The 20,998-nt window shown below is 60.8% G+C and carries 23 protein-coding genes and 1 pseudogene; 10 read left to right on the forward strand and 14 right to left on the reverse strand.

The window, feature by feature from the left end:
- Positions 1-99: 99 nt before the first annotated feature.
- Complete coding sequence (locus J2J98_RS21790; RefSeq protein ID WP_082928112.1) at positions 100-1,095, forward strand: LacI family DNA-binding transcriptional regulator; 996 nt, start codon at positions 100-102, stop codon at positions 1,093-1,095.
- 85 nt (positions 1,096-1,180) lie between these two features.
- On the opposite strand, the gene J2J98_RS21795 is transcribed toward J2J98_RS21790, so the two are convergent.
- Entirely contained in the window at positions 1,181-1,651 is a 471-nt protein-coding gene (locus J2J98_RS21795; protein WP_207603437.1) for an NUDIX hydrolase, read from the reverse strand.
- Positions 1,652-1,749: 98 nt separating this feature from the next.
- Between J2J98_RS21795 and J2J98_RS21800 the strand changes: the two genes are divergently transcribed.
- From J2J98_RS21800 to J2J98_RS21820, 5 genes are all read left to right on the forward strand, one after another.
- Positions 1,750-2,571, forward strand: a complete 822-nt coding sequence (locus J2J98_RS21800) for a DUF1206 domain-containing protein (RefSeq protein ID WP_207603438.1) — start codon at positions 1,750-1,752, stop codon at positions 2,569-2,571.
- Positions 2,572-2,608: 37 nt separating this feature from the next.
- Positions 2,609-3,106: a metallophosphoesterase family protein gene (locus J2J98_RS21805; protein WP_207603439.1), complete on the forward strand. Its 498-nt coding sequence runs from the start codon at positions 2,609-2,611 to the stop codon at positions 3,104-3,106.
- Between the two features lie 90 nt (positions 3,107-3,196).
- Positions 3,197-4,123 carry a manganese catalase family protein gene (locus tag J2J98_RS21810; protein WP_064708360.1) on the forward strand — a complete coding sequence of 309 codons (927 nt, stop codon included), beginning with the start codon at positions 3,197-3,199 and terminating at the stop codon, positions 4,121-4,123.
- A 217-nt stretch (positions 4,124-4,340) separates the two neighbouring features.
- A complete protein-coding gene (locus J2J98_RS21815; protein WP_138394674.1) occupies positions 4,341-4,865 on the forward strand; it encodes a GXWXG domain-containing protein in 525 nt (174 codons plus the stop codon).
- A gap of 118 nt (positions 4,866-4,983) precedes the next feature.
- Positions 4,984-5,502 carry a hypothetical protein gene (locus J2J98_RS21820; protein WP_207603509.1) on the forward strand — a complete coding sequence of 173 codons (519 nt, stop codon included), beginning with the start codon at positions 4,984-4,986 and terminating at the stop codon, positions 5,500-5,502.
- Between the two features lie 46 nt (positions 5,503-5,548).
- On the opposite strand, the gene J2J98_RS21825 is transcribed toward J2J98_RS21820, so the two are convergent.
- The 3 genes from J2J98_RS21825 to J2J98_RS21835 all read right to left on the reverse strand — a co-directional run bounded on the left by J2J98_RS21825 (position 5,549) and on the right by J2J98_RS21835 (position 7,878).
- Positions 5,549-5,734 (reverse strand): hypothetical protein, encoded by a 186-nt coding sequence (locus tag J2J98_RS21825; protein ID WP_064708363.1) that lies wholly within the window; start codon positions 5,732-5,734, stop codon positions 5,549-5,551.
- A 96-nt stretch (positions 5,735-5,830) separates the two neighbouring features.
- Complete coding sequence (locus tag J2J98_RS21830) at positions 5,831-6,187, reverse strand: response regulator (protein ID WP_138394671.1); 357 nt, start codon at positions 6,185-6,187, stop codon at positions 5,831-5,833.
- Positions 6,184-7,878, reverse strand: coding sequence for a sensor histidine kinase (locus J2J98_RS21835; RefSeq protein ID WP_207603440.1), 1,695 nt, complete (start codon positions 7,876-7,878; stop codon positions 6,184-6,186). Before J2J98_RS21835 ends, J2J98_RS21830 begins: the two co-directional genes overlap by 4 nt.
- 152 nt (positions 7,879-8,030) lie before the next feature.
- Between J2J98_RS21835 and J2J98_RS21840 the strand changes: the two genes are divergently transcribed.
- Positions 8,031-9,329, forward strand: coding sequence for a GGDEF domain-containing protein (locus J2J98_RS21840; protein ID WP_207603441.1), 1,299 nt, complete (start codon positions 8,031-8,033; stop codon positions 9,327-9,329).
- 15 nt (positions 9,330-9,344) lie between these two features.
- Here the strand turns inward: J2J98_RS21840 and J2J98_RS21845 are convergent, their stop codons facing one another.
- The 8 genes from J2J98_RS21845 to J2J98_RS21880 all read right to left on the reverse strand — a co-directional run bounded on the left by J2J98_RS21845 (position 9,345) and on the right by J2J98_RS21880 (position 16,420).
- Positions 9,345-9,830 (reverse strand): DUF2243 domain-containing protein, encoded by a 486-nt coding sequence (locus J2J98_RS21845; protein ID WP_207603442.1) that lies wholly within the window; start codon positions 9,828-9,830, stop codon positions 9,345-9,347.
- A complete protein-coding gene (locus J2J98_RS21850; RefSeq protein WP_064708565.1) occupies positions 9,827-10,027 on the reverse strand; it encodes a hypothetical protein in 201 nt (66 codons plus the stop codon). Before J2J98_RS21850 ends, J2J98_RS21845 begins: the two co-directional genes overlap by 4 nt.
- 169 nt (positions 10,028-10,196) lie before the next feature.
- Positions 10,197-11,231, reverse strand: coding sequence for an L-idonate 5-dehydrogenase (locus tag J2J98_RS21855; RefSeq protein ID WP_138394667.1), 1,035 nt, complete (start codon positions 11,229-11,231; stop codon positions 10,197-10,199).
- Between the two features lie 10 nt (positions 11,232-11,241).
- Complete coding sequence (locus J2J98_RS21860; protein WP_064708369.1) at positions 11,242-12,648, reverse strand: TRAP transporter large permease; 1,407 nt, start codon at positions 12,646-12,648, stop codon at positions 11,242-11,244.
- Between the two features lie 4 nt (positions 12,649-12,652).
- Positions 12,653-13,225 (reverse strand): TRAP transporter small permease, encoded by a 573-nt coding sequence (locus tag J2J98_RS21865; RefSeq protein WP_064708370.1) that lies wholly within the window; start codon positions 13,223-13,225, stop codon positions 12,653-12,655.
- A gap of 258 nt (positions 13,226-13,483) precedes the next feature.
- Positions 13,484-14,458, reverse strand: coding sequence for a sialic acid TRAP transporter substrate-binding protein SiaP (locus J2J98_RS21870; protein ID WP_207603443.1), 975 nt, complete (start codon positions 14,456-14,458; stop codon positions 13,484-13,486).
- Positions 14,459-14,482: 24 nt separating this feature from the next.
- Entirely contained in the window at positions 14,483-15,241 is a 759-nt protein-coding gene (locus tag J2J98_RS21875) for a FadR/GntR family transcriptional regulator (protein WP_138394665.1), read from the reverse strand.
- A gap of 108 nt (positions 15,242-15,349) precedes the next feature.
- Positions 15,350-16,420, reverse strand: a complete 1,071-nt coding sequence (locus J2J98_RS21880; RefSeq protein WP_138394664.1) for an Ldh family oxidoreductase — start codon at positions 16,418-16,420, stop codon at positions 15,350-15,352.
- A gap of 129 nt (positions 16,421-16,549) precedes the next feature.
- Here J2J98_RS21880 and J2J98_RS21885 point away from each other — a divergent pair, with 129 nt between their 5' ends.
- On the forward strand, positions 16,550-16,810 hold the full coding sequence (locus J2J98_RS21885; RefSeq protein ID WP_064708374.1) for a hypothetical protein: 261 nt from the start codon (positions 16,550-16,552) through the stop codon (positions 16,808-16,810).
- Positions 16,811-17,207: 397 nt separating this feature from the next.
- Here the strand turns inward: J2J98_RS21885 and J2J98_RS21890 are convergent, their stop codons facing one another.
- On the reverse strand, positions 17,208-17,936 hold the full coding sequence (locus J2J98_RS21890) for a Crp/Fnr family transcriptional regulator (RefSeq protein WP_138394663.1): 729 nt from the start codon (positions 17,934-17,936) through the stop codon (positions 17,208-17,210).
- A 235-nt stretch (positions 17,937-18,171) separates the two neighbouring features.
- Between J2J98_RS21890 and J2J98_RS21895 the strand changes: the two genes are divergently transcribed.
- Both J2J98_RS21895 and J2J98_RS21900 read left to right on the forward strand, forming a co-directional pair.
- Positions 18,172-19,545 carry a sensor histidine kinase gene (locus tag J2J98_RS21895; RefSeq protein ID WP_138394662.1) on the forward strand — a complete coding sequence of 458 codons (1,374 nt, stop codon included), beginning with the start codon at positions 18,172-18,174 and terminating at the stop codon, positions 19,543-19,545.
- Positions 19,546-19,910: 365 nt separating this feature from the next.
- Positions 19,911-20,636, forward strand: a pseudogene (locus tag J2J98_RS21900) (Crp/Fnr family transcriptional regulator).
- On the opposite strand, the gene J2J98_RS21905 reads toward J2J98_RS21900, so the two are convergent.
- Entirely contained in the window at positions 20,620-20,859 is a 240-nt protein-coding gene (locus J2J98_RS21905; protein ID WP_064708377.1) for a DUF6894 family protein, read from the reverse strand. The pseudogene J2J98_RS21900 and the gene J2J98_RS21905 sit on opposite strands and share 17 nt — an antisense overlap.
- Positions 20,860-20,998 lie beyond the last annotated feature (139 nt).

Raw genomic sequence — 20,998 nt, forward strand, 5'->3', positions numbered from 1 at the left:
ACGTGTATGTCAAGTAGTGAGTGTTTTCCTTTTTGAGAAAAGAGCCTATGAATCTGACGTTGCCCGGTGGCGGGGCAATTCGACGATGGGGTCGGTGCGATGCGTAAATCCACACTGGAAGAAGTTGCCGCTGCGGCCGGCGTCAGCAAGATGACGGCATCGCGCGCACTTCGCGGCGCCGCCGACGTCTCCAAGGAGACCCGCGAAAAAGTGCTTGAGCAGGCCGAGCGGCTAAGCTATGTCGGCAACCGGCTTGCGCTCTCACTGTCTTCGCAGCGCACGAACCTCGTCGCCGTCGTCGTTCCCAGCATGTCGAACATCGTCTTTCCCGAAATGTTGGCGGGCATTTCGGCCGGGCTGCGAGGATCCGGCATGCAGGCGGTCTTCGGCATCTCCGATTACGATATGACGAAAGAACGCGAGATTATTCGCGACATGCTCTCCTGGCGGCCTGCCGCCATCATTGTGACGGGTCTCGACCAGCCGGCAGAAACAGTCAGAATGCTGCAGAATGCAGCCATCCCGGTCATCCAGCTGATGGACCTCGACGGCACGCCGATTGATTTCAACGTCGGCCTTTCGCACGGCAAGGCTGGAGAAGAGATGGCAAAAGCGCTTTTGGCGGCCGGCCGGCGGCGGTTCGGCTATATCGGCAGCGCGACCGACAGGGATCTGCGCGCCGGCAAGCGAAAGGCCGGCTTCGAGAAGGTGCTGCGCGAGAGCGGCCTTTCTTTCGTCGACGAGCGGATCAACGCCGCCTACTCCTCGGTGGCGCACGGCAAGCGGCTATCGATGTCGATGCTTGCGGCGACCAGGGATCTCGATTGCATCTATTATTCCAACGATGACATGGCAACGGGCGGCGTCTTCGCCTGCCTGGAACTCGGCATTCCCAGCCCTGCGGAAATCCTGATAGCCGGATTCAATGGGCTGGATGTCGCCAGCGCCCTCCCCGTCAGGATCGCAACCTCGATCTCGCCACGGCGTCAGATGGGTGAAGTGGCCGCCGCGCTTCTGCTCGCTGCGAGCAGCGGTGAAAGTCAGATATCCGAAAAAGTAATTGCCTTCACTCCGGAGATCACCGGAGTCTATTGAGGAATGCCTCGTGCTCGCCTCCAATGCGCTGGCCCGGCCGTTCCTTTATTGCTGTCGAAAGAGAACGATGGCAGAGACCCGGTTCCTAGACGCGACCGAGCTGTTTTACCAGATCGGCAAGCATGGGGAGCTGGCCCTTGAGAATCTTGATCTCAGCCTCCGCAGTAGCAAACCATCCGGCGCGGTCGACCTCGGGAAAACTTTGGATCCGGCCCGATCGCGGCGGCCATTCGATCTGAAACTCTGAACTCCGGACCGTCTCGACATCAAGCGATGCGTCCGCCTCCACGGACCAGACGACCACCACCTTTCCGCCGGGTTGGCGATATTCTCCGAGCCGGGCGAAGGTTCCTTGAAGTTCGGCGCCGAGCTCCTCCTGCGCCTCCCGGATCGCTGCCGACAGTTCGTCTTCACCGGCTTCGATCAATCCTTTCGGGATCGACCAGGCGCCCTCGTCCTTCTTCGCCCAGAAGGGACCGCCGGGATGGACGAGCAGGACCTCCAGCCTCGTCTCGAGAAGGCGGTAGATGAGAAGCCCGGCGCTACGGACCGGCATCGACAATTCCCTCAATGATCATGCTCTTTCCCCAGACGACAACTTTCCGCGCGGTGGCGCGTTAGAGGTGACAGCCACACAGACGCGCGGAGAATATCATGCCCAAAGGATTTCGTTTCGACCTGCTTGCCAAGAGCGGCTATGTGGCGCGCGGCGCCGTGTTCCTTCTTGTGGCAGGCCTGGCCCTCTTCTCCGGCGTCGCCGGGGGTGAGCCGGAAACGAAATCGGCACTTGCGACGCTTCTCGCACAGCCCTTCGGCCGCGTCTGGGTCGGACTTATCGGCATCGGACTTCTTGGTTTCGTCGGCTGGCGACTGGCGCAGTCCTTGGCGGACAGCGACGGCCATGGCAGCGATACCAAGGGCGTCGCGATCCGCACCGTTCTCTTCGGCAGCGCCGTGGTCTACCTCGGACTTGCCGGATACGCGCTGGGACACGCACTCTTCAGCGGCGGCGGAAGCCAAGGATCGGGTGAGAAGGGATTGGCCCAATGGATCATGTCGCAGCCGTTCGGCGCCTATCTTGCCGTAGCCGTCGGCCTCGGCTTCATCATCGGCGGGGTCGTGACGGCAGCCAAGGGCATTACCAAGAAATTCAGGCGCTATCTCAGGCTCGCCGACGCCAGCGGCGTAGTGACCACCGTCTGCATATACGGCCTCGTTGCACGCGGCGTTGTCTTCGCGATCACAGGACTCTTTTTCGCCTATGCGGGTTTTCGCGTCGACCCTCAACAGGCGGGCAGCATGGCGGACGCGCTTGAATGGGTGAGGCAGCTGCCTTTCGGCTCGATCCTCTATATCGCCGTTGCGATCGGACTGGCAGCCTTCGGCGTCTACAATCTCATCGAAGCGCGCTACCGTATTGTGCGAAGCCCGTCTCTCGATGACGTGAAAGCTTCGATCCCGACACCTGGCCACTAGCGCTTTCCAACCGAGCGGGCTGCGCCATCTCTGTCAAATGATCTACTTCACCGGCGATACCCACTTTGCAGATCCTCGCGTCCTTCGCATCGACCGACGCCCCTTTCCCGACATGACTTCCCATGACGTGACGCTGATCAGGAACTGGAACGAGATCGTTGATCCGCAGGACGACATCTGGCATCTCGGCGACTTCATGTCTTTCCGCGGCGGGGACTGTGACCAGCTCCTTTCGATGCTGAACGGGCGAAAGCACCTCATCATCGGCAATAATGACCCTCCGACGACGACAGAGGCGACGGGGGGGGCGAGCGTTCAGCACTATAGCGAGATGACGCTGGACGATCATCTGTTGATCCTTTGCCACTATCCGTTCCGCACATGGAACAAGATGGGCAAGAAGTCGATCAATCTGCACGGACATTCCCATGGTCGCCTGAAGCCCCTGCCCCGCCAGTACGACGTCGGGGTCGATGCCCAGGGCCTCAGGCCCGTATCGCTGGAGTCCTTGTTGTCAACGAAGCGAGGGCCGTGATTCCGCCTCATCGGGAACATTTCCAATGGGCGGGAACCGACGCCGCCCGGCGAGGTTGGGCAGTGTTTTCTCAACCAAAGGAACTTCCTGATGTTTATGCGCGTCGATCAATTGCAGGCGGAATTGCCCGCGCCAAAGGCCGCAGACCCAAATGCGGCCGCAGCCCTCCAGGAGCTGCTTGGCGGCAAATACGGAGAGATGTCGACTCTCGGCAACTACATGTTCCAGAGTTTCAACTTCCGCTCCAAATCGAAGCTCCGGCCGTTCTACAGCCTGGTCGCCAGTATTACCGCCGAGGAGCTCGGCCATGTCGAGCTTGTCAGCAACGGCGTCGCCATGCTTGCCAACGGCCCTGACATGCCCGATGGCGACGCAGGCGATGGCGGCGACATTTCCGGCGCGCCCTTCGAGGACATGAAGGACATCCGCCTTGCCGCGAGCTTCCTGTCGGGCGGCGGCGGCGCAATGCCGGTCAATAGCAACGGCGCCCCGTGGAACAACGACTTCATCACCACGACCGGCAACATCGTCTTCGACCTGCTGCACAACTTTCATCTCGAATGCGGCGCCAGGCTTCATAAGCTCAGGGTCTACGAAACTGTTACGGACCCGACCGGGCGCGAAGTCTGCGGCTATTTGCTTGTCCGTGGCTCAGTGCATGCGCATGCCTATGCGCTTGCGTTGAAGAAGATCACCGGCGTCGAGATCGAGAAGTTTCTCCCCTGCCCCAACATCCCGCTCGCCAACATTCCGGAGGCGCAGAAATACCTCGACGAAGGATCGCATCGCCGCCTCTACACCTGGAGCCCGAACGACTACAAGGAAATCGCCGGCATCTGGAGCAATGACGAAGTCGCGCTGCCGGACGATCCGCCGGGCGAGCTCGAAGTCGTCGAGGGCATGCCGGAAGGCGGTAAGATCCACCAGCTTGTCGGTGTTCCCTCCGCCTTCACGCCCGACTACGCGCCGGAAGAGATGTTCGAGATCGCCCAAAAGCTGTACAAGAAATCGCTGTAGGCAGACGACTGGCAGGTGATGCCCTCGAGCGGGAACAAGTGCTCAAGGCCGACGCGGTGTCGGCCTTTTCTTTCGCCGAGGCGAGAGGTTCGATGGCGTGGCTAAAGCGGTTCAGTTTCTCACCGAAGCGCAGAACCTGTCTGACCTTTTGTATTTTTTGCAGTTCCGGACGGAAAACCGCTTCGCACTTTTCCTGGAATTGCTCTAGGGAAAATGCATGAAAAGCACGGAGCGGCAGAAAGAGGTCAAGGAGTGGTTCTCTTCGCTGGCGCCTGTCCGGCCGATCGAGATGATCGGCCTGTGGCGAGGCGCGGGCATCCCATCGGACCACCCGCTCGACGGCGTTCTCGAGAATCTGGGCTGGTTCGGTAAGCGGTTTCATGAGGATATGCGCGCGGACGCCCTCCTGTTCCAGTGGCGGTCGGATCGGCTCGTGGCGATCGAACCCGGGATCTTTCCAATCAGACTGGCGATCAAGGCAGCACCGTTCGGCCGAACCAGGGTCGCGCGGAACTGGTTCTCCTATCTCCAGAAGGCATTGCGGGCGCGGGGTACGACAGCGTCGCTGAAGCTTCAGACGTTCGAGAGTGTTTCCACTGCCGCGATGGTCTACGACCGGCAGCCGATCGCCGACTACTTCCGCAGGACGGGAGACGACGAGGTGGCCGGTATGATGTGCGTCGACGGCGATGCCCGTCGCTATTTTTTCACGCTGCGGAGGATCGACGCCCCATCGCAGTGACAGGGGGAATGAACAGGAAGCAGGATGCCACTCGGATGCAATGGCTGCACGAGCGCCCGAGGTGGGAACAATCTGCCTTACTCATCTGTTAAAGCGTCACGCAACCCGGGGGGATTTTATGCGCGCTGCTCTGATCGCCATTATGCTCTCGCTCTCCTGCTTGCCGGCTAAGGCAATAGCGTCGGAGGCAGGATTTCTTCAATCTCTGGCCGGGGACTGGAGCGGAACCGGAATGGTGCTCACCAAGATAGGCGGCACGAACCTCAAGGTCTCCTGCACTCTCCGATCCGATGCGGGTGCATCTGCCGTCTCGATGAACGGGACGTGTCGCGGCCTTGCGGTTTTCACCAGAACCTTCTCAGCGACTGTAAAGGCCGCCGGAAATGGTTATACCGGTAAGTATGTCGGACCATCAGGACTGCCGTCGAAGCTTGCAGGAAGCAGGAAAGGCGCCGCCCTTAACCTGCGTGTGACCTGGGCGCGGGTGGTCAACGGGGATCGCGATGCCATTTTGCTGATCGAGAAAATCGGGCAGAACAGGCTTCGACTGCAGACCGTCGACCAGGACCCTGCTTCCGGGCAGTCAGTCGTGACCAGCCGGATCGATTTGCAGCGGCCCTCCCTGGCAGAAAGATAGGCGGCCGGGCCGCTGCTCTCGGGGGAGCGACGGCTCGGTCACACCTTCAGTGCTTTTTGGCGCGATGGTCGCCGCGGTCGCCTTCTCCGGGCTTCGCATCATTTTTTGCGCGCTTCCGCTTGTCTGCCGACAACGAGCGGCCGACGTCGGCTGACTCGGTGAAGCGGCCGTTATCGTCGCGGCGGACGTAGCGCTTGTCTGTGCCTGTATCGATGAGTTCGCGCTTGGACATGGTGGTCTCCTGCTGTTGGAGCAGGGAAAACGCACGAGATTCCAAAAGGATGCATAGCCGTCATTTCCGACGCGCAGCTTCTGCCGCGGACGAAGCCTACGCGGCCATCCTGACGAGCGCGTCGGAAAGCTGACGGGTATCATAAGGCTTGGAGAAGAAGAGGCCGCGCTCGGGCAAATCACCCGCATTGGGCTGCTTCATGCCGGAGACGATGATGATTTCCACGGGCGGCCAACGGTCACGGACGGCCCTTGCCAGCATCAAACCGTCCATGCTCCCCGGCATGTCGATGTCGGTAAACAGGATCCGGATGCCCGGCACTCTTTCGAAGAGCATGAGCGCCTCGTCGGCATTGTGTGCCTCGAGCGCTTCAAAGCCTGCCTCCTCGACGATCGCGACCGCCATCATCAGCAGCAGAGCTTCGTCCTCGACTACGACTACCTTCGTTTTCATGTCTGGCTCGTATGCTTTACGTCCCGGCTCAGTGGGTCAACTTCGCCTTTGGCAACCGGTTCCCCGATCGAAAATATAACTTGGAACACGAGACCTTCGGCCCGATAGTCAGCGTGGGATCGCGCTTGCGCCTTCGACGGGAAGGCACGTTCTATGAGCACGGAGCCGAAGCCTTTTTTCGTTGGCGTCGAGACTGGCGGTCCGCCCGCTTCGGTCCACAGGAGACGGACCCGTCCATCATCGTGCCTCCACTCTATGGTGACTGTTCCATTGTCGCTGCCGAGGCTTCCATACTTGGTTGCATTGGTCGCCAGCTCATGAATGACGAGCGAGAGCGGCAGGGCGGTTTCTGCGGGAAGAACCACGTCCGGGCCGTCGAGACGAATGCGCTCGGTTTGCGAGGTGACATGCGCCCGCAGTGCTGCGGATACGATTTCCCGGACGGGCGAAGCCGACCCCTCCCGAGACAGAATGAGGTCATAAGTGCCGGCGAGGGCTGCGAGCCTCTCGGCGAAGGAACTGTATCTCTCCGGATCGGAGCGGGAGAACGTTTGCCGGGCTATCGCCTGCACGAGTGTAAAGCCATTCTTGACGCGATGCGCCAGCTCGCGGACGAGAAGGCTCCGCTCTTCCTCCGCCTCCTGGTTCTGGCGTCTGCGCTCTTCGAGTTCATCGAGCAGCCGGTCGAAGGTTGCGCCGACGAGCCCCAGCTCGTCCGGTCCCTTCATGCCTGTCCGCGCCGTCGTCTGGCCGCTGCGCCACTTCTCCATCACATCCGCGATCCTGGAGATCGGCGCCAGGATGAAGCGATTGCCGATGAAGATCGCGGCGAGGAAGGCGAAGAGCGCGCCGCCGATGATGGCGAGCGTATTCATCAGCGTCGCCCGGTCGATCGGCGCGAAGGCTTCCGGTTTCGAGAAGCCGGCGCTGACATAGAGGGGGTTGGAAGGCAAGGCTATCGGGCGATAACCAAGGATGCGCGCTGTTCCGTCCTGACCGGTGATTTCGATCACATCAGGTTGTTCGGCGTGAATCAGCCGTCGGTATTCCTCGGGCACCACCGTGCCGACGAACTGTTCGGGAGAGGGAACGTGCGCGACGATGGTTCCCTTGCCGTCGGCGATGGTCACGGCATTGCCGGGAGCAACGCCACGCTCGGTGATGCGGTTCTGCAGCCAGTCCAGCCGGATTCCGCTGATGATGACGGCCTTGATGGTATCGCCTTCCATCAAAGGCATCGCAAGCGGCAGCACTGGGCGGTCGGAAAGGCGGCTCTGCGTGTAGGTGCCGACGGAGAAGTCTTTGGTTTCCAGGGTCTGCCGGAAGTAATCGCGATCGGAAAAGACCACGCCCTCGGGAAAAGCCATGCTTCCGCAGATAGGCCGCCCATCGATGCCGGCGACGAAGATCGTGCGGATGTTCGGAATGCTTTCGGCGACCGATTTCAGGGCGTCGTTGCAAACCTGGACGTCGAGGTGCCTGACGGAAGGCATGGCGGACACGGAGACGAGAAGGGCGTGCAGCCCCTCAATGATCCGTTCGACTTCCGAGGACGCTTGCCTCGCCGCCTGTGCCGCGGAGGTGCGCACTTCCTCATTGCGCTGATGGCGAAGCGCGACTTCGTTGTAGAAGAGCATCGCAACCACAGGCGCCAGCGCCGCGACCGCAACCGCAACCAGTTTGAGTCTCATCCTGTCCCCTCTCGGAAAAGGGTTGGTAGCATGATCGAGACGATCTGGCCCAGACCGCGCGAGGAATCTTGTTTACAAAATATCAACATACGAATCCCGATGCCTGTGCTTAAGCCTTGCCGAGCTTCGCATCGCGGCTAGTTAAGTCGAAGATGAGTGATGCCAAAAGCACTTCCTCTGAAAACTCTCCCGCCGGGTCTTTGCCGCCATGGCCGCTCACTGGCGCAATGGCCGATGAGGTCGAACGTCTCTTATCAGGCCGCACCCGCGATATTCGCCTGAAAGGTGAGCTGCGCCGCCGGTTCGAAGAAAGGTTATGGCGACAGACGTCGAAGGTCATCCGCTCCTGGATGATCTGGGTCGCCTTCGTCGATGTCCTGACGCTGGCGCTGAACGCCATCCTGCTTCCCCATGAGGTCGTCCTCTCGATGATCGCGCCCGCCTGCCTTTTGCCGCCGGCAGCGATTTTGACCGCGGTTGTTTGGAGCAAGCCGCGCCCGGCCGTCGTTCAGCAGGCGTCGCTGCTTGTGGGAATGTTCCTCATTCTCCTCTCGGTCGCGCTCGTCGGCGTTTTTGCTGGCGGTGAATATTACGAGCGGCATTTAAGCATCATGTTGTTCGTCGCGACGAGCGCAATCACTATCTTCAGCGTGCCGTTGGCCTTGACGATCGCAATCGCCTGTTATGCCCTTTGTCTCTATTTCATCCTTCAATGGCACAACCCGCTTTTGGAAGCGGGCAGCGTCATCGCCGCCACCCTGTTCTTTTCCTGTGGGATCATCGCGACGGTGGTCGCCAGGCGGACGATGAACATCCTGGCGCAGAAGACATTTCTCCTGGACTGCAGGGATCAGCGCCGTGTCGCGGAGCTTGCAGACGCGAACGCCCGATTGGAGCGGCTGGCCAGAACCGATCCGCTGACAGGAATTGCCAACCGCCGTTGGATGATGGAAACCCTCGAGGGCCTGTGGCGCGATGGCCGTGAAACCGGGGTCGTCGCAGCCATGCTGATGTGCGACATCGATCATTTCAAGGCGCTGAACGATCGGCTTGGACATAGCGAAGGAGATCGCTGCCTCGTTAAGGTCGCCGGCATCATCCAGAGCTGTGTGCGCGCCGATCGCGATCTCGTCTCGCGACATGGCGGCGAGGAATTTCTCATCGTGCTTCCGGATGTCGATGAAGAAGAGGCCGTCGCGGTTGCCAAGCGAATACGCGAGAGCGTGGAAGCCGCCGCCCTGCCGAACCCAGCCTCTAGCGTCGGCCCCTCAGTGACGCTGAGCGTCGGCGTGGCGTTCAAGTCGGTTCTCGACAAGGATGTTTCGTTGGCCAATCTCCAGCACGAAGCCGACATGGCGCTTTATCGCGCCAAGGAAGCCGGACGCAACCAGGTCTCGGTCTTTCGTCGGCTGTCAGCTGCCGGCCAGATCGCTGCCCGACGCCAGGGGTAGCGGTAGCCAGTTCGATCAGAGCTCTTTCTCCCGAACAATCATCCAGCCTGCGGCCAACATAATCGCGCCCCAGGCCAAAAAGCCGATATCCCAGTAGATCCACAACGAACGGTCGACCGTTTCATTCACGTGATGGATGCCGAGCAGTTGATGACTGACAAGTCCCTCTACAAGGTTGAACAGGCCGAACCCGATCAGAATCGTGCCGATCAACTCCCTCGTCGACCAGCCGAAATGCGGGCGGCGTGCGTGGCGCCAAAGAATAAGCAGGCCTGCGAGGAAAAACAGGTAGGTGGCGGAGTGGAAGACCCCATCCCAGAAGGTGTTGGACTGAAGGTTCTCGAATGAGGGAGCTGGATACCACCCGCTGAACATGTGATGCCATTGCAGAAGCTGGTGGAAAATGATGCCATCAAAGAAACCGCCGAGCCCCAGGCCGAACAGGACGCCCGATGATCGCGGGAAGGCTAGCCGTGCGGCCACGCGGGTGACCGCGGTCATCGGATCACCAGGATCAATGCCATCGCGATGGCGGAGATGAACCCGGTGGCGCTCAGACCGAACGTCAGATATTCGGCCGCTTTTTGCCGGTGAGGGTCAAGCTCCACGTTCCCGATGACAGCCGCGAGGCCCCCGACCAACCAGCTCGCTAAGGTCAATATGCCGAGGAAGAGCGCCCATTGCGTTGCTGTGTCCATTGTCTTGCTCTCATGCAACTACTTTTCCTTGCAGGGAATGCTCCTGCGGCATCCTGAACAACACAGCCCGGGTTTTGTTTCCGTGCGGTATCGCACTCGGCTTGGAGACGGTCGCGCAGGTCAGAGCAAGGGATGAGCAACCCCTTCGAGGGCCGGGCCGCGGCGGCATCTAAAACGTAAGCTGCACCTTACAGGCGGCCGTGCGATCGCCGGCGAGTGTGAAGGCCGCATTCGCCTGTTCAAGCGGCAGGCTGTGGCTGATGATCGGCCGGACATCGATCTTGCGGCTCGCGATCAGCTTGGTGGCCGTGGCGAACTCCTCGTGGAACCGCTGCGTGCCGTGGATATGCAGCTCCTTGCCGACAATGGCGTTGAGCGGCACCGGGATCTCGCCCGTGACGCCGACCTGCACGAGCGTGCCGCGCGGCCGGATGGCGGCGATTGCGCTCCGGATCGCGGGTGCGGCGGCGGAGCATTCGAAGACGAGATCGAAATAGCCCTTGCCCGTCTCGAATTCGGCAAGCGCAGCCGCATCCCGGGAGACGTTGATCGTGCGGCTGGCGCCCATCGCTTTCGCCCGCTCCAGCGCCGCCTCGGCCAGATCGGTCACCACGATCTCGGCCGCGCCGTAATGACGGGCGGCGGCAACCATCAGGCAGCCGATCGGGCCGGCGCCGGTGACGAGGACGCGTTTGCCCGGTATCTCGCCGGCGCGCGATGCGGCATGCAGGCAGACGGCGAGCGGCTCGCTGCAGGCGGCTTCGGCGGCTGTCGTCTCGGCTCCCATTTCGAAACATTGGCCGGCCGGCACCACCAGCCAGTCGCGGAACATGCCCTGCTCATGCGGCAGGCGCATCGCGCTGCCCATGAAGCGCATGTCGAGGCAGTGGATCGGCAGCCCCTTGCCGCAATATTCGCAATGGCCGCAGGGCTGGCTCGGATTGACCGCGACCAGCGTGCCCGCTTTGAGTTCGACCCCCTCGCCCGCCCGGCTCACCCTCCCCGAGGCCTCGTGGCCCGGTATGATAGGCTCGCGCACCCTGACCGGCCCGAAGCCGCCATCCTGGTAATAATGCAGGTCGGAGCCGCAGATGCCTGCGGCCGCCATTTTCAGAAGCACCTCACCCGGCCCGGGGGCGGGAACGGTATCGGTTTCGACCCTGAGATCGCCCTTCTGGTAAAGCCGTGCCAGACGCGTCTGCATCCTATCTCTCCTATCTCAACAGTCCAAGCTGCTGCGGCAGCCAGAGCGATACGGCGGGAATGAAGGTGATCAGCATCAGCGCCAGGAAGAGCGGCACCAGCCAGGGCAGAATCGCCATCGTCGTGCGTTCGACCGAGAGTTTGGCGACCCGTGACAGAACGAAGAGCACCATGCCGAGCGGTGGGTGAAGCAGGCCGATCATCAGGTTCAGCGTCATGATCAGGCCGAACTGAACCGGATCGATTCCGAACTTGGCGACAATCGGCAGAAGGATCGGCACGAGGATGGTGATCGCCGCGATCGTATCCAAGAAGCAGCCGACGAAGAGCATCAGAAGGTTCACCAGGATCAGGAACACCCATTTATTGTCCGTGATCGACAGGATCGCATCCGAAAGCAGCTGCGCGGCCTGGCTCACTGTCAGCAGCCATGCAAAGACAGATGCGGCGGTAACGATGAACAGAACGGATGCCGTTGTCTCGATCGTGTCGAAGCTTGCCTTGGCGAGCGTCGAGAGCGTCATCGTACGGTAGCGCACGAGGCCGAGGAACAGCGACCAGAGGACGGCCGCGACGGCGGCTTCCGTCGGCGTGAACCAGCCCATGGTCATGCCGCCGATCAGGATGACCGGGGTCATCAGCGCCATGACGGCGGAGAAGCTGAAGTACCAGTCGAGCGCCAGAAGCACGAGAAGGGCGATGCCTGCCGCTGCGTTCATCGAAACACCCGCCCGCATCATCAGATAGATCGCCACAGGTACCAGGAGGACGATGACGATCTCCATGCCGGCAGACAAGAGCTGGCGTATATTGAAGGGGGCGTCAGAACCCCAGCGCCTGCGATAGGCAAAGGCGGCGACGGTGATCATCATCAGGAGCGTCATCACGATGCCGGGCAGGATACCGGCCATGAAAAGCGCGCCGATCGAGACATTCGCCATCATGCCGTAGATGACGAAAGGCAGAGACGGCGGAAAGATGGGTCCTAGCGTGGCGGAGGCCGCCGTGACACCGACCGCCGCCTCGACCGGATAACCATGGTCCTTCATCGCCTTGATTTCGATCGTGCCGATGCCGGCGGCATCCGCAAGGGCAGTGCCCGACATTCCGGAGAAGATCACGGAGCCGATGATGTTGACCTGCGCCAGCCCGCCCTTCATCCAGCCGACCAGCGCGACGGCGAAGGAATAGATGCGGCCGGTGACGCCGGCGGAATTCATAAGGTTGCCGGCGAGGATGAAGAAGGGCACGGCCAGCAGCGGAAAACTTTCGACGCCGGCGATCATGCGCTGGGCGACGATGATATCGGGCGCCACGCCGTAAAGGACGATATAGAGCACGGAGGCGACGGCCATCGAGATGGCGACGGGCACGCCGACCAGCATCAGAACCAGGAACGAGCCAAGAAGCAGCAGCATCGGATCACCCCTCTACGGCCTGGAATTCTTCGGGCCGCTCCAGCACGGAGTAGCCGCGGCGCATATTGGCGATGAAGACGATGACCGCGCGGATCAGCATCAGCACGAAGGCAACAAGCACGGAGTAGAAGACGATGTTGCGCGGCAGGTCGATGGTGACCATCTGTTCGTCCGCGACGATGTCGACGTAACGCCACATCAAATAGCAGCCATAGGCGAAGAAGCCGATGCGGACGATATCGACGAAGGTTGCCAGCACGCGCGCCAGCCCTGCCGGCATGTAGTGATAGAACACGTCCACCTGGATATGCCGCGACATGCGCACGCACATGGCGGAACCGAGGAACACGACGCCGATCAGGCAGTTGATCGCGATTTCCTCGGTCCAGGCATAGCTGTCGTTCAGCACGTAACGCGTGAAAAACTGCAGGAAGACGCAGCCAGTCATCAGCCAGAAGACGACCAGTGTGATCCAGTCCTCGATGGCATAGTCAGCGATGTTCGCCGTCGGCGCGTGCCCTTCGAATTCGTGACCGATTTCCTCGGCCGTGATTGGCGTATGAATTTCTTGCGACATGATCGGCCTTGTTCCGGTTGGGAATGAAGGGCGCGGCGTGTGGACGGCGCGACTTCAGTTTTTTGACAAGCGTTGTGCCGCTGCTGCCCTGTTCGTGCCGAAGGCCGCCCTCACCCTAACCCTCTCCCCGCCTGGGGAGAGGGGACTTGCCCTGCGAGGGGTAAGAGGGGGGCGGAAGGTTTTCAGCTTGTCCCTTCTCCCCGCCGGCGGGGAAAAGGTGGCGGCAGCCGGATGAGGGTTGGCAGCGCTCTGAGGCTCCTACTGAATCGCCCGGATCGCTTCCCAATCGCTCTTTTCGTAGCCGAAGTCCTCGAACTTCACCTTTTCCATCACGTTCTTCTCGAAATCGCTCTTATCAACCTCGGCGACGTTGAGACCCTTATCCTTGAAGGTCGCAACGAGGCTGTTTTCCTTGCCGGCGATCGTCTTGGTCGTGCGCTCGGCAGCCTCCTGCATGACCTCGCCGAAGATCTTCTTGTCCTCGTCGGAAAGGCTCGCCCACCGCGTCTTGGAGACCACGGTGTTCAGGTGATCGACTATGTGGCCGGTGAGGATGATGTTCTTCTGGACTTCGTAGAACTTCTTCGCCTCGATCGTCGTCAGCGGATTTTCCTGCGCCTCGACCGTGCCGTTCTGCAAGGCGAGATAGACCTCGGCGAAGGCGATCGGCGTCGTGTTGGCGCCGCAGGCGCGCGGCATGGCAAGATAAGCCGGAACGTCGGGCACGCGGATCTTCAGGCCCTGCATGTCGGCGCATTTGGCGATCGGCTTGTTCGAGGTCGTATGGCGCGTGCCGTAATAGCTGACGGCAGTGATGTGGTTGCCGGTCTTGTCTTCATAGCCCTTGGCGAGACGCTTGAAGACATCGCTCTTGGTATAGGCGATCAGGTGATCGGGATTGCGGAAGATGTAGGGGAAATAGGTCACGCCGATCGGCTTGTAGTCGCGCGCCGCAAAGCTCGATCCTGAGATGATGATGTCGACCGTACCGAGCTTGAGGCCCTGGTTGATGTCGGCTTCCTTGCCGAGCTGCGAGGCCGGATAGACCTCGATCTTGTAACGCCCGTTCGTGCGCTTGTTGATCTCTCCGGCCGCCCAGACGGAGTCCGTGTGGAACGGTTCGGAAGTCTCATAGACATGCGCCCACTTCAATACGGTCTCGGCATGCGCGATCGCCGTCGACGCCAGGATCGCGGCCGCGGTGCAAAGTATTGTTGCCAGTCTGCTCTTCATCGCTCTCTCCTCCCGAACTCGGGTTTAAGTCTTGGTGCTTCCTTTGGCGGATGCCTTGTCGCGGCCCCGCTCCTCCTCTCCCGAGAACTCCTCCCCGAAGCTCTCGGAAAATCTTTTCTGCGACATGGTGAGATGGGTGCGCATCGCAGCCTTCGCGCCTGCGCCATCGCCGGCGGCGATCGCATCGCGGATCGCCCGGTGCTCGTCGACGGCGATACGCCATGTCGTCGGCCCCTCGAAGTGGCTGGCCAGCTTGGCGAAGTATGGCGTCATGCGCATGTCGAAAATCTCGCCCGTCACGCGGATCAATGTGGCATTGCCGATAATGGCGGCAATGCCGGTGTGAAAGGCCCGGTCGGCCGCCAGCACCGTTGCCGCATCGTTGACGCCGCCGCTCATGCGCTGCAGCGCTTCGTCGAGAACCGCGATATCTTCCGGTCCGGCTCGAGTTGCCGCTTCCTCGGCTATGGCGCATTCGATGATGGCGCGCGCCTGCAGCAGTTCGAAAGGCCCCTCCACCGGCTCGTTCTCGCTTGCCGCCATGCTGATGGCATGCCGGTGCGCGACATAAATGCCGGAGCCCATGCGGATGTTGATAAGGCCTTCGACCTCGAGAACGATCAGCGCCTCGCGCACGGTCGGGCGCGAGACGGACAGTTGTTCCGCGAGCTCGCGCTCGGCCGGCAGCTTCTGGCCGAGCGCGAGCTCACCGCTGGCAATCATCGAACGAATCTGATCGGCCACCTGCCTGTAGAGGCGGCGCGATTCAACGGGCGAAAACATTCTGGCCTCCCGGCGGCTTCTCCTCAAGCGCGCAGCTGGTCAACTGGCCTGACCAATTAAGACATGGATATCACCGTCGGGGTTGTGCGTCAATGCGCCGCATGAAACTCAGACAGGAGCGTTGATCCCGTAAGCAGCGCCAAGCGCCTTGAAGGATTCGACCGTGACCGGATCAAGCTCCACGCCCGCTTTTTGCCGTTGCGCGGCCACAGCCCATTCCCGGTCACCGGGCGCCATCACCTTGAAGCCTTCGCGTGCCGGGGAATTGCGCAAGGTGTCAAGATAACGCGTCATCGCCGCATCGAAACTGTCGATGTCAAGAAATGCGCCGGGCTTGAGGGCGATGACGAAAGCGCCGAGGCCGCGCGGCGTCGAGAAATCAGGGCCTGGCATGGGGGCGATGTCGACGCTGAGTTTCATGCCGGTTAGCACCGCGCTGAGGATTTCGGCAATGCCGGCGAGCCCTGCGCCTTTGAAGCCGAACTCGCCGCCGAGCGGCGCCAGCATGTCGGCGATCTGAGGGTCTCTGGTGTCGTAGCCCCGCTCGTCGGAGGCGACGCCGGCGGGCAGTTCCCGGCCGAGGCTTCGATAGAGCTGCACGCGGTTATACGGCACGGCACTCGTCGCCATGTCGAAGAGCCAGGGATTTTGCCCTTTCACCGGCACGGCGCAGGCGATCGGATTCGTGCCGTGGAAGCGCATCGCCCCGTCATGCAAGCGTACGAAACTGTCGGAATTGCAGAAGGCAAAGCCAATGAAGCCGCGTTCGGCGGCGTCGATGGCATAGGCGCCCGCCGGGCCGAAATGCGAGGAATTGCGGACGGCGATTGCACCGATGCCGAACTCACCCGCCAGTCGTGTGGCGTGATCCATCGCGGTGTAGGTCGCGAGCGCGCCATGGGCATTATCGGCGTCGAGCGAGGCGACGGCGCCAAGGCTATTGGCGAGCGTCAGCTTCGGGCGCGGATTGAGACGGCCTTCGACCAGCCCCTTCACATAATGGGCGAGCAACCGCACCCCATGGCTGTCGATGCCGTGACAGGTGCCATGCATCATTGCCCTGGTGGCGGCCTCCGCGGTTGGCCGGTCGGCGCCTGATGCGGTCAGGATCTGCCTGCAGAAAGCCTCGATTGCCGCAAGCGGTCTCAGGATGCCGGAAGATTGGGTTCTGTCGGCCATGCTGCTTCATCCATTCCGGTCGCGTTTTCCTAAGATGTAGCTCAAGCGCCGCCCGGCCGTAAATGGCGGAAATTGCGGGAACCTTGGCCATCTTTACGGGTTGGGTGGCCTGATATCAGGAGCATGACGATGAATTACATCTGGCTTTTTGCCGTGGCGGGAGGAGCAGCCCTTCTCGGGATTGCGCTCGCTTTCGGAATGATCAAGCAGGATGGCCGCCGGTCGGTCGCCGCCATCGCCGGCGCCTTTATCGTTGCCATCGGCGCGCTTGGGCTCGGCGTCTACGTCGCCAGCGAACCCACGGCCCCGATGCGCGCGTCCGACCGGGAGGGATCGCAGAACAGGCTTCCGGGCGCAGCGACGACCGAGAAGGATCTGCCGGGGCAGTGATGTATGTGTGACGCCAATTCCCGCGCGAGCGATGAGACCGAGCGGGCAGATACGGCGGCAGGAGGGTTCATTGTGACAAATTTTGCGGCTGTGTCGGAGCGCGCCTTCGCTTCAGCTCTTGAGGCAATGACCGATGAAGGGCTTTTCGAACTCATGGCCGAGTTGGAAATCCGCAGCGAAGCCTTGGACCGGCTGCGCCGAGCGACACGGTCTTCGCCCAGATCGTTTTGGCCGAGAGCGCCATCCCGGGCAGGATGTTGAGACCTTACAGAGAGTGGGAAGCCCGCCGGATACGCCGCGATTGCTCGTGACAGCGGGCGCCGGCATAAGGCGTTCGTTCTCGCCGGCTGGAGTATGTCAGGCAAACGTTTGCAGCGATTTGCGGTCGCAAGGTGGGTTAGCGGTATATCGCCAGGGGACGGCGGCTGATTTGCGGCCAATCACGGCTCGATATGCCTGGGACGTCATAGGCATCGGCGGCGAAGGCCTCCAGGGAAGCTCGATCGCGGATGATCACCATCCCTCGGCTGGAGTAGATGAAATGTCGGCCTTCAAGCACATGCAGTGCATCGGTAACGCTGGAGCGCCGGACGCCGAGCATCGTCGCCATATATTCATGGGTGATTTCGATCTCTTCCCCTTCCAGGCGGTCGTGGCACATCAGAATCCACTTCGCCAGGCGAACGTCGATCTTATGAACGGCGTTGGACAGCGCGTTGTTGGCGACCTGCACGAAGAAGGCATGTACAAAGTGCGAAAGCAGCCGGCGAACGGGGGGGCGGTCGACCAGGAAACATGCCAACGCGCCGGCGTCCACACGGCGTCCATGACCGCCGACCTGCATCATCACGTCGAACGAAAATCGCTCTGCATCCACCGTCAGGGCCGGCGGCGACATTGCGTCCCTGCCAAGCACCCCGATTTCGGCTTTCCTGCCCTCGGGACTCGTCGCGACCATGCAGGCGATGCCGCTCTCCAGAAAATAATAGTAACTGACCGGCGTGCCCGGATGAACGAGTTCGAAATCCCGAGGAAGAGGAAGCGGTTCCAGTATGCGCTCCAGTGCCAGAAGCTCCGGATCCGCCAACTGCGATAGAATGAGATTTCTGCTTTCAAACGCTCGCATCGCTCTGCCCTTTGTTTGGCAAGAGGACACTGTCTCCCGGCCGCCAGCGCCACAAGATGCGCTCGACCGTACTGGAATTATGAACTGCGGAAAGGCCGTTTGCAAGGCACCCAAGCGTAAACTGCCGTCCTCGAACGAAGGTCCACGTGAGCGAGATTTGTACGCAACCGCACGCGGCGGAGAAATTGCTGTAGCAAGTGCTAATGTAGCTGACGGCAATCTCTGGGGCGCTGGCATGGATCAATTTCACTTTCCGAGCGATGAGTCGGAAATCTATCGGCACATCGTCGAGAGCGCCCGGGATTATGCAATTTTTGCGATGGATCGCGACGGTACTGTCCTGACGTGGAACGCCGGCTCGGAGAATCTTTTCGGCTATACGGCGGGCGAAATCATCGGGCAGAACAGTGCCGTCATCTTTTCGTTCGAGGACCAGCTTGACGGAGTTCTTCTCAAGGAAATCAGGCTTGCGCTCGCAACCGGCCGCGCCGGCGACAATCGCTGGCACATCAGGAAGGACGGCAGTTCATTCTGGGCGTCAGGGCTGATGATGCCGCTTCGCAACGATACCGGCGAAGTCTACGGCCTGATGAAAATCGTCCGCGACCGGACACTAAGACTCCATGAAGACGAAGCCTTGCGCGCCAGCGAGGAGCGGCTTCAACTCATTCTCAAAAGCGCAATCGATTATGCGATCTTCGCTATTGATAGTGAGGGGCGGATCATCAGCTGGAACACGGGAGCCTGCCGCATCTTTGGCTATGAGGAAGGCGAGATACTCGGTCGCGATGCACGCATTCTCTTCGTCGCGGAAGATCGAAACGGTGGCGCCCTGGAGCGCGAGATGAACGCGGCGGCCGAGCACGGCCGCGCGGAGAATGACCGGTTTCATTTGCGTAAGGATGGATCGACATTCTGGGGCAGTGGATTAACCATGCCGCTGCGTGCCCAGCGCGCCGGCTATCTCAAAGTGCTCCGCGACGATACGGAGAGACATTTCGCAGAAGAGCACCAGCAAATCATGCTGCGCGAAATGAGCCATCGGGTTAAAAACAGCCTGGCGCTGGTCGCGGCCATGCTCGCCATGCAGGCCCGTTCGGCCAAGCAGGAGGAGGTCGCACAGGCCCTGCGTGATGCGGAGGCGCGTGTCGGAACGATTGCCGAGGTACACGACCAATTGTGGCGCCAGCCGCAGATCGAAACGGTGGACCTTGCCGATTTCCTGTCGAGCCTTTGCCATCGCCTGCAGCAGTCGACCACCCGACACATGATGTCAGTCGATGCCGATCCATGCATGGTAGATGCAGACCGCGCCATCCAGGTCGCGCTCCTCGTCAACGAGCTGGTGACGAATTCTGTCAAGCATGCCTATCCTGACGGAACAGGCACCGTCACTGTCAGCGCCCGCAGCCTCGGAGAAGAAATCGTACTTGAGGTCGCTGACTGCGGAAAAGGTCTGCCTCTGGAAGTGCTATCCCCTGAGAATGGCGGAAAAAGCCTCGGAATGAAGATCGTCCGCGCTCTCGTGCAGCAGCTGAAAGCCGAGCTTCACATGGAAAACAGGCAGCCCGGTACCGGTTTCGTGATCCGGTTCCCGAGGGAAGCGTGATGGACTATTTGAAGCGCCTGCCGTGAGGTCGCCTCATCGGCCGCCGCGAGGCGTTTCGCAGCGGCGTCTGACCCTTCTCGACGGATTTCTGAAACAGGACAGGCGGCAAGCTCCGCTTCTCACGAGGTGGAAGATCGGATCCAAAAGGGTTGGATGAGGAGTGGTGCGACACACCGTCGTAGCTTCTTTGCCTATTGCTGATCCCTGACTATCCACAACGATTAGTTTCTCCGCCTGTCCGTTTTGTCAAAAACGCATAGAGGGTCTCAGGCAGATGGCTATGTATGCCGTTTCGGCGCATAGATTTATCACTACCGTGAAGACCTGTCGGTATGAGCGCGGGCTCCCTCCGGCAGGAGACGGTCATGGTCACACCGGTTCAGCGCAAAATTCAAAACCTGCTGTTGAAGGCCGTTCCTGCTGATGCGTTCGACATGATTGTCGCTGACGCCGATATGATCGAGCTGCCGCTGAAACAAGTCCTCGTCGAAGCCGACGAACCCAAGGCCCAGGTCTATTTCATCGAGAGCGGCCTGGCATCGATGGTGGCGTCGAATGCCGAAGACGAAGTCGTTGAGGTTGGACATATAGGACATGAGGGCATGGCGGGATCGCATGTCTTGCTGAAGACGACGCGACCCCCAACCGGACCTTCATCCAGGTCGCGGGAGCCGGCTTTGAGGTGTCCCTGGAAAGATTTAAGCGCATGCTGGCCGCCAATAATCTTTTCCTGAAATACGTGCATTGCTGCGATATACATCTCGCCCAGTCGGCTCTCGCCAACGGCCGCTATAACATGCACGAGCGGCTCGCCCGCTGGCTGTTGATGTGCAACGACCGGCTGAACGGCAATGATCTGCCGCTGACGCAGGAATTTCTCGCGCTCATGCTCGGCGTGCGCCGCGCGAGGGGTGACAAACGAGCTGCATGTCATTGAAGGGCTGAGAGCGATCAAGTCGACGCGCGCCAATGTCAGGATCCTCGTGCGGGAAAGGCTGGAAGAGATCGCCGCCGGCAGCTGCGGCATTCCCGAACGCGAATATAAACGATTGATCGGGCTGTCGGTCCGCCGCCCTACCCGCAGTTTCTGATCGTCTCAGCGAAGTGCAAGATCATGAGGACGTTTCCCTCTTCATCGCAGACATGTATTTTTCTGCTCGAAATGTCCTTGCCCCTAAGTACCGCCTGGCTCATCAGCGCCCGTGCATCCTGGACGGCCTCCCGCCTGGCATGCGTAAGCGTCGCCAGTTCCGAGCCTTCCAGATCGACGACCGTGCCTGCTTCTGAAACGACGTTGAAGTAAAACCTTGGCATCAGCCGACTCACCGTTGCAGAATCTAAGCCATAGCTCGTGGTTTGGTTCCGGCGGCGGCAATAACATCGCGCCTCGCCATCCTCTTGCAGATGCGGAATCAAGGCGAGGCTGGCAGTCGCCAGCCGGCCATCATCCTCT

The organism is Rhizobium bangladeshense, assembly GCF_017357245.1.
Lineage (GTDB): Bacteria > Pseudomonadota > Alphaproteobacteria > Rhizobiales > Rhizobiaceae > Rhizobium > Rhizobium bangladeshense.

Excerpts from the sequence above, each read along its gene's own strand:
- J2J98_RS21790 (WP_082928112.1), top strand. The coding sequence starts at position 100 with ATGCGTAAATCCACACTGGAAGAAGTTGCCGCTGCGGCCGGCGTCAGC.
- J2J98_RS21795 (WP_207603437.1), bottom strand. The coding sequence starts at position 1,651 with ATGCCGGTCCGTAGCGCCGGGCTTCTCATCTACCGCCTTCTCGAGACG.
- J2J98_RS21800 (WP_207603438.1), top strand. The coding sequence starts at position 1,750 with ATGCCCAAAGGATTTCGTTTCGACCTGCTTGCCAAGAGCGGCTATGTG.
- J2J98_RS21805 (WP_207603439.1), top strand. The coding sequence starts at position 2,609 with ATGATCTACTTCACCGGCGATACCCACTTTGCAGATCCTCGCGTCCTT.
- J2J98_RS21810 (WP_064708360.1), top strand. The coding sequence starts at position 3,197 with ATGTTTATGCGCGTCGATCAATTGCAGGCGGAATTGCCCGCGCCAAAG.
- J2J98_RS21815 (WP_138394674.1), top strand. The coding sequence starts at position 4,341 with ATGAAAAGCACGGAGCGGCAGAAAGAGGTCAAGGAGTGGTTCTCTTCG.
- J2J98_RS21820 (WP_207603509.1), top strand. The coding sequence starts at position 4,984 with ATGCGCGCTGCTCTGATCGCCATTATGCTCTCGCTCTCCTGCTTGCCG.
- J2J98_RS21825 (WP_064708363.1), bottom strand. The coding sequence starts at position 5,734 with ATGTCCAAGCGCGAACTCATCGATACAGGCACAGACAAGCGCTACGTC.
- J2J98_RS21830 (WP_138394671.1), bottom strand. The coding sequence starts at position 6,187 with ATGAAAACGAAGGTAGTCGTAGTCGAGGACGAAGCTCTGCTGCTGATG.
- J2J98_RS21835 (WP_207603440.1), bottom strand. The coding sequence starts at position 7,878 with ATGAGACTCAAACTGGTTGCGGTTGCGGTCGCGGCGCTGGCGCCTGTG.
- J2J98_RS21840 (WP_207603441.1), top strand. The coding sequence starts at position 8,031 with ATGAGTGATGCCAAAAGCACTTCCTCTGAAAACTCTCCCGCCGGGTCT.
- J2J98_RS21845 (WP_207603442.1), bottom strand. The coding sequence starts at position 9,830 with ATGACCGCGGTCACCCGCGTGGCCGCACGGCTAGCCTTCCCGCGATCA.
- J2J98_RS21850 (WP_064708565.1), bottom strand. The coding sequence starts at position 10,027 with ATGGACACAGCAACGCAATGGGCGCTCTTCCTCGGCATATTGACCTTA.
- J2J98_RS21855 (WP_138394667.1), bottom strand. The coding sequence starts at position 11,231 with ATGCAGACGCGTCTGGCACGGCTTTACCAGAAGGGCGATCTCAGGGTC.
- J2J98_RS21860 (WP_064708369.1), bottom strand. The coding sequence starts at position 12,648 with ATGCTGCTGCTTCTTGGCTCGTTCCTGGTTCTGATGCTGGTCGGCGTG.
- J2J98_RS21865 (WP_064708370.1), bottom strand. The coding sequence starts at position 13,225 with ATGTCGCAAGAAATTCATACGCCAATCACGGCCGAGGAAATCGGTCAC.
- J2J98_RS21870 (WP_207603443.1), bottom strand. The coding sequence starts at position 14,458 with ATGAAGAGCAGACTGGCAACAATACTTTGCACCGCGGCCGCGATCCTG.
- J2J98_RS21875 (WP_138394665.1), bottom strand. The coding sequence starts at position 15,241 with ATGTTTTCGCCCGTTGAATCGCGCCGCCTCTACAGGCAGGTGGCCGAT.
- J2J98_RS21880 (WP_138394664.1), bottom strand. The coding sequence starts at position 16,420 with ATGGCCGACAGAACCCAATCTTCCGGCATCCTGAGACCGCTTGCGGCA.
- J2J98_RS21885 (WP_064708374.1), top strand. The coding sequence starts at position 16,550 with ATGAATTACATCTGGCTTTTTGCCGTGGCGGGAGGAGCAGCCCTTCTC.
- J2J98_RS21890 (WP_138394663.1), bottom strand. The coding sequence starts at position 17,936 with ATGCGAGCGTTTGAAAGCAGAAATCTCATTCTATCGCAGTTGGCGGAT.
- J2J98_RS21895 (WP_138394662.1), top strand. The coding sequence starts at position 18,172 with ATGGATCAATTTCACTTTCCGAGCGATGAGTCGGAAATCTATCGGCAC.
- J2J98_RS21905 (WP_064708377.1), bottom strand. The coding sequence starts at position 20,859 with ATGCCAAGGTTTTACTTCAACGTCGTTTCAGAAGCAGGCACGGTCGTC.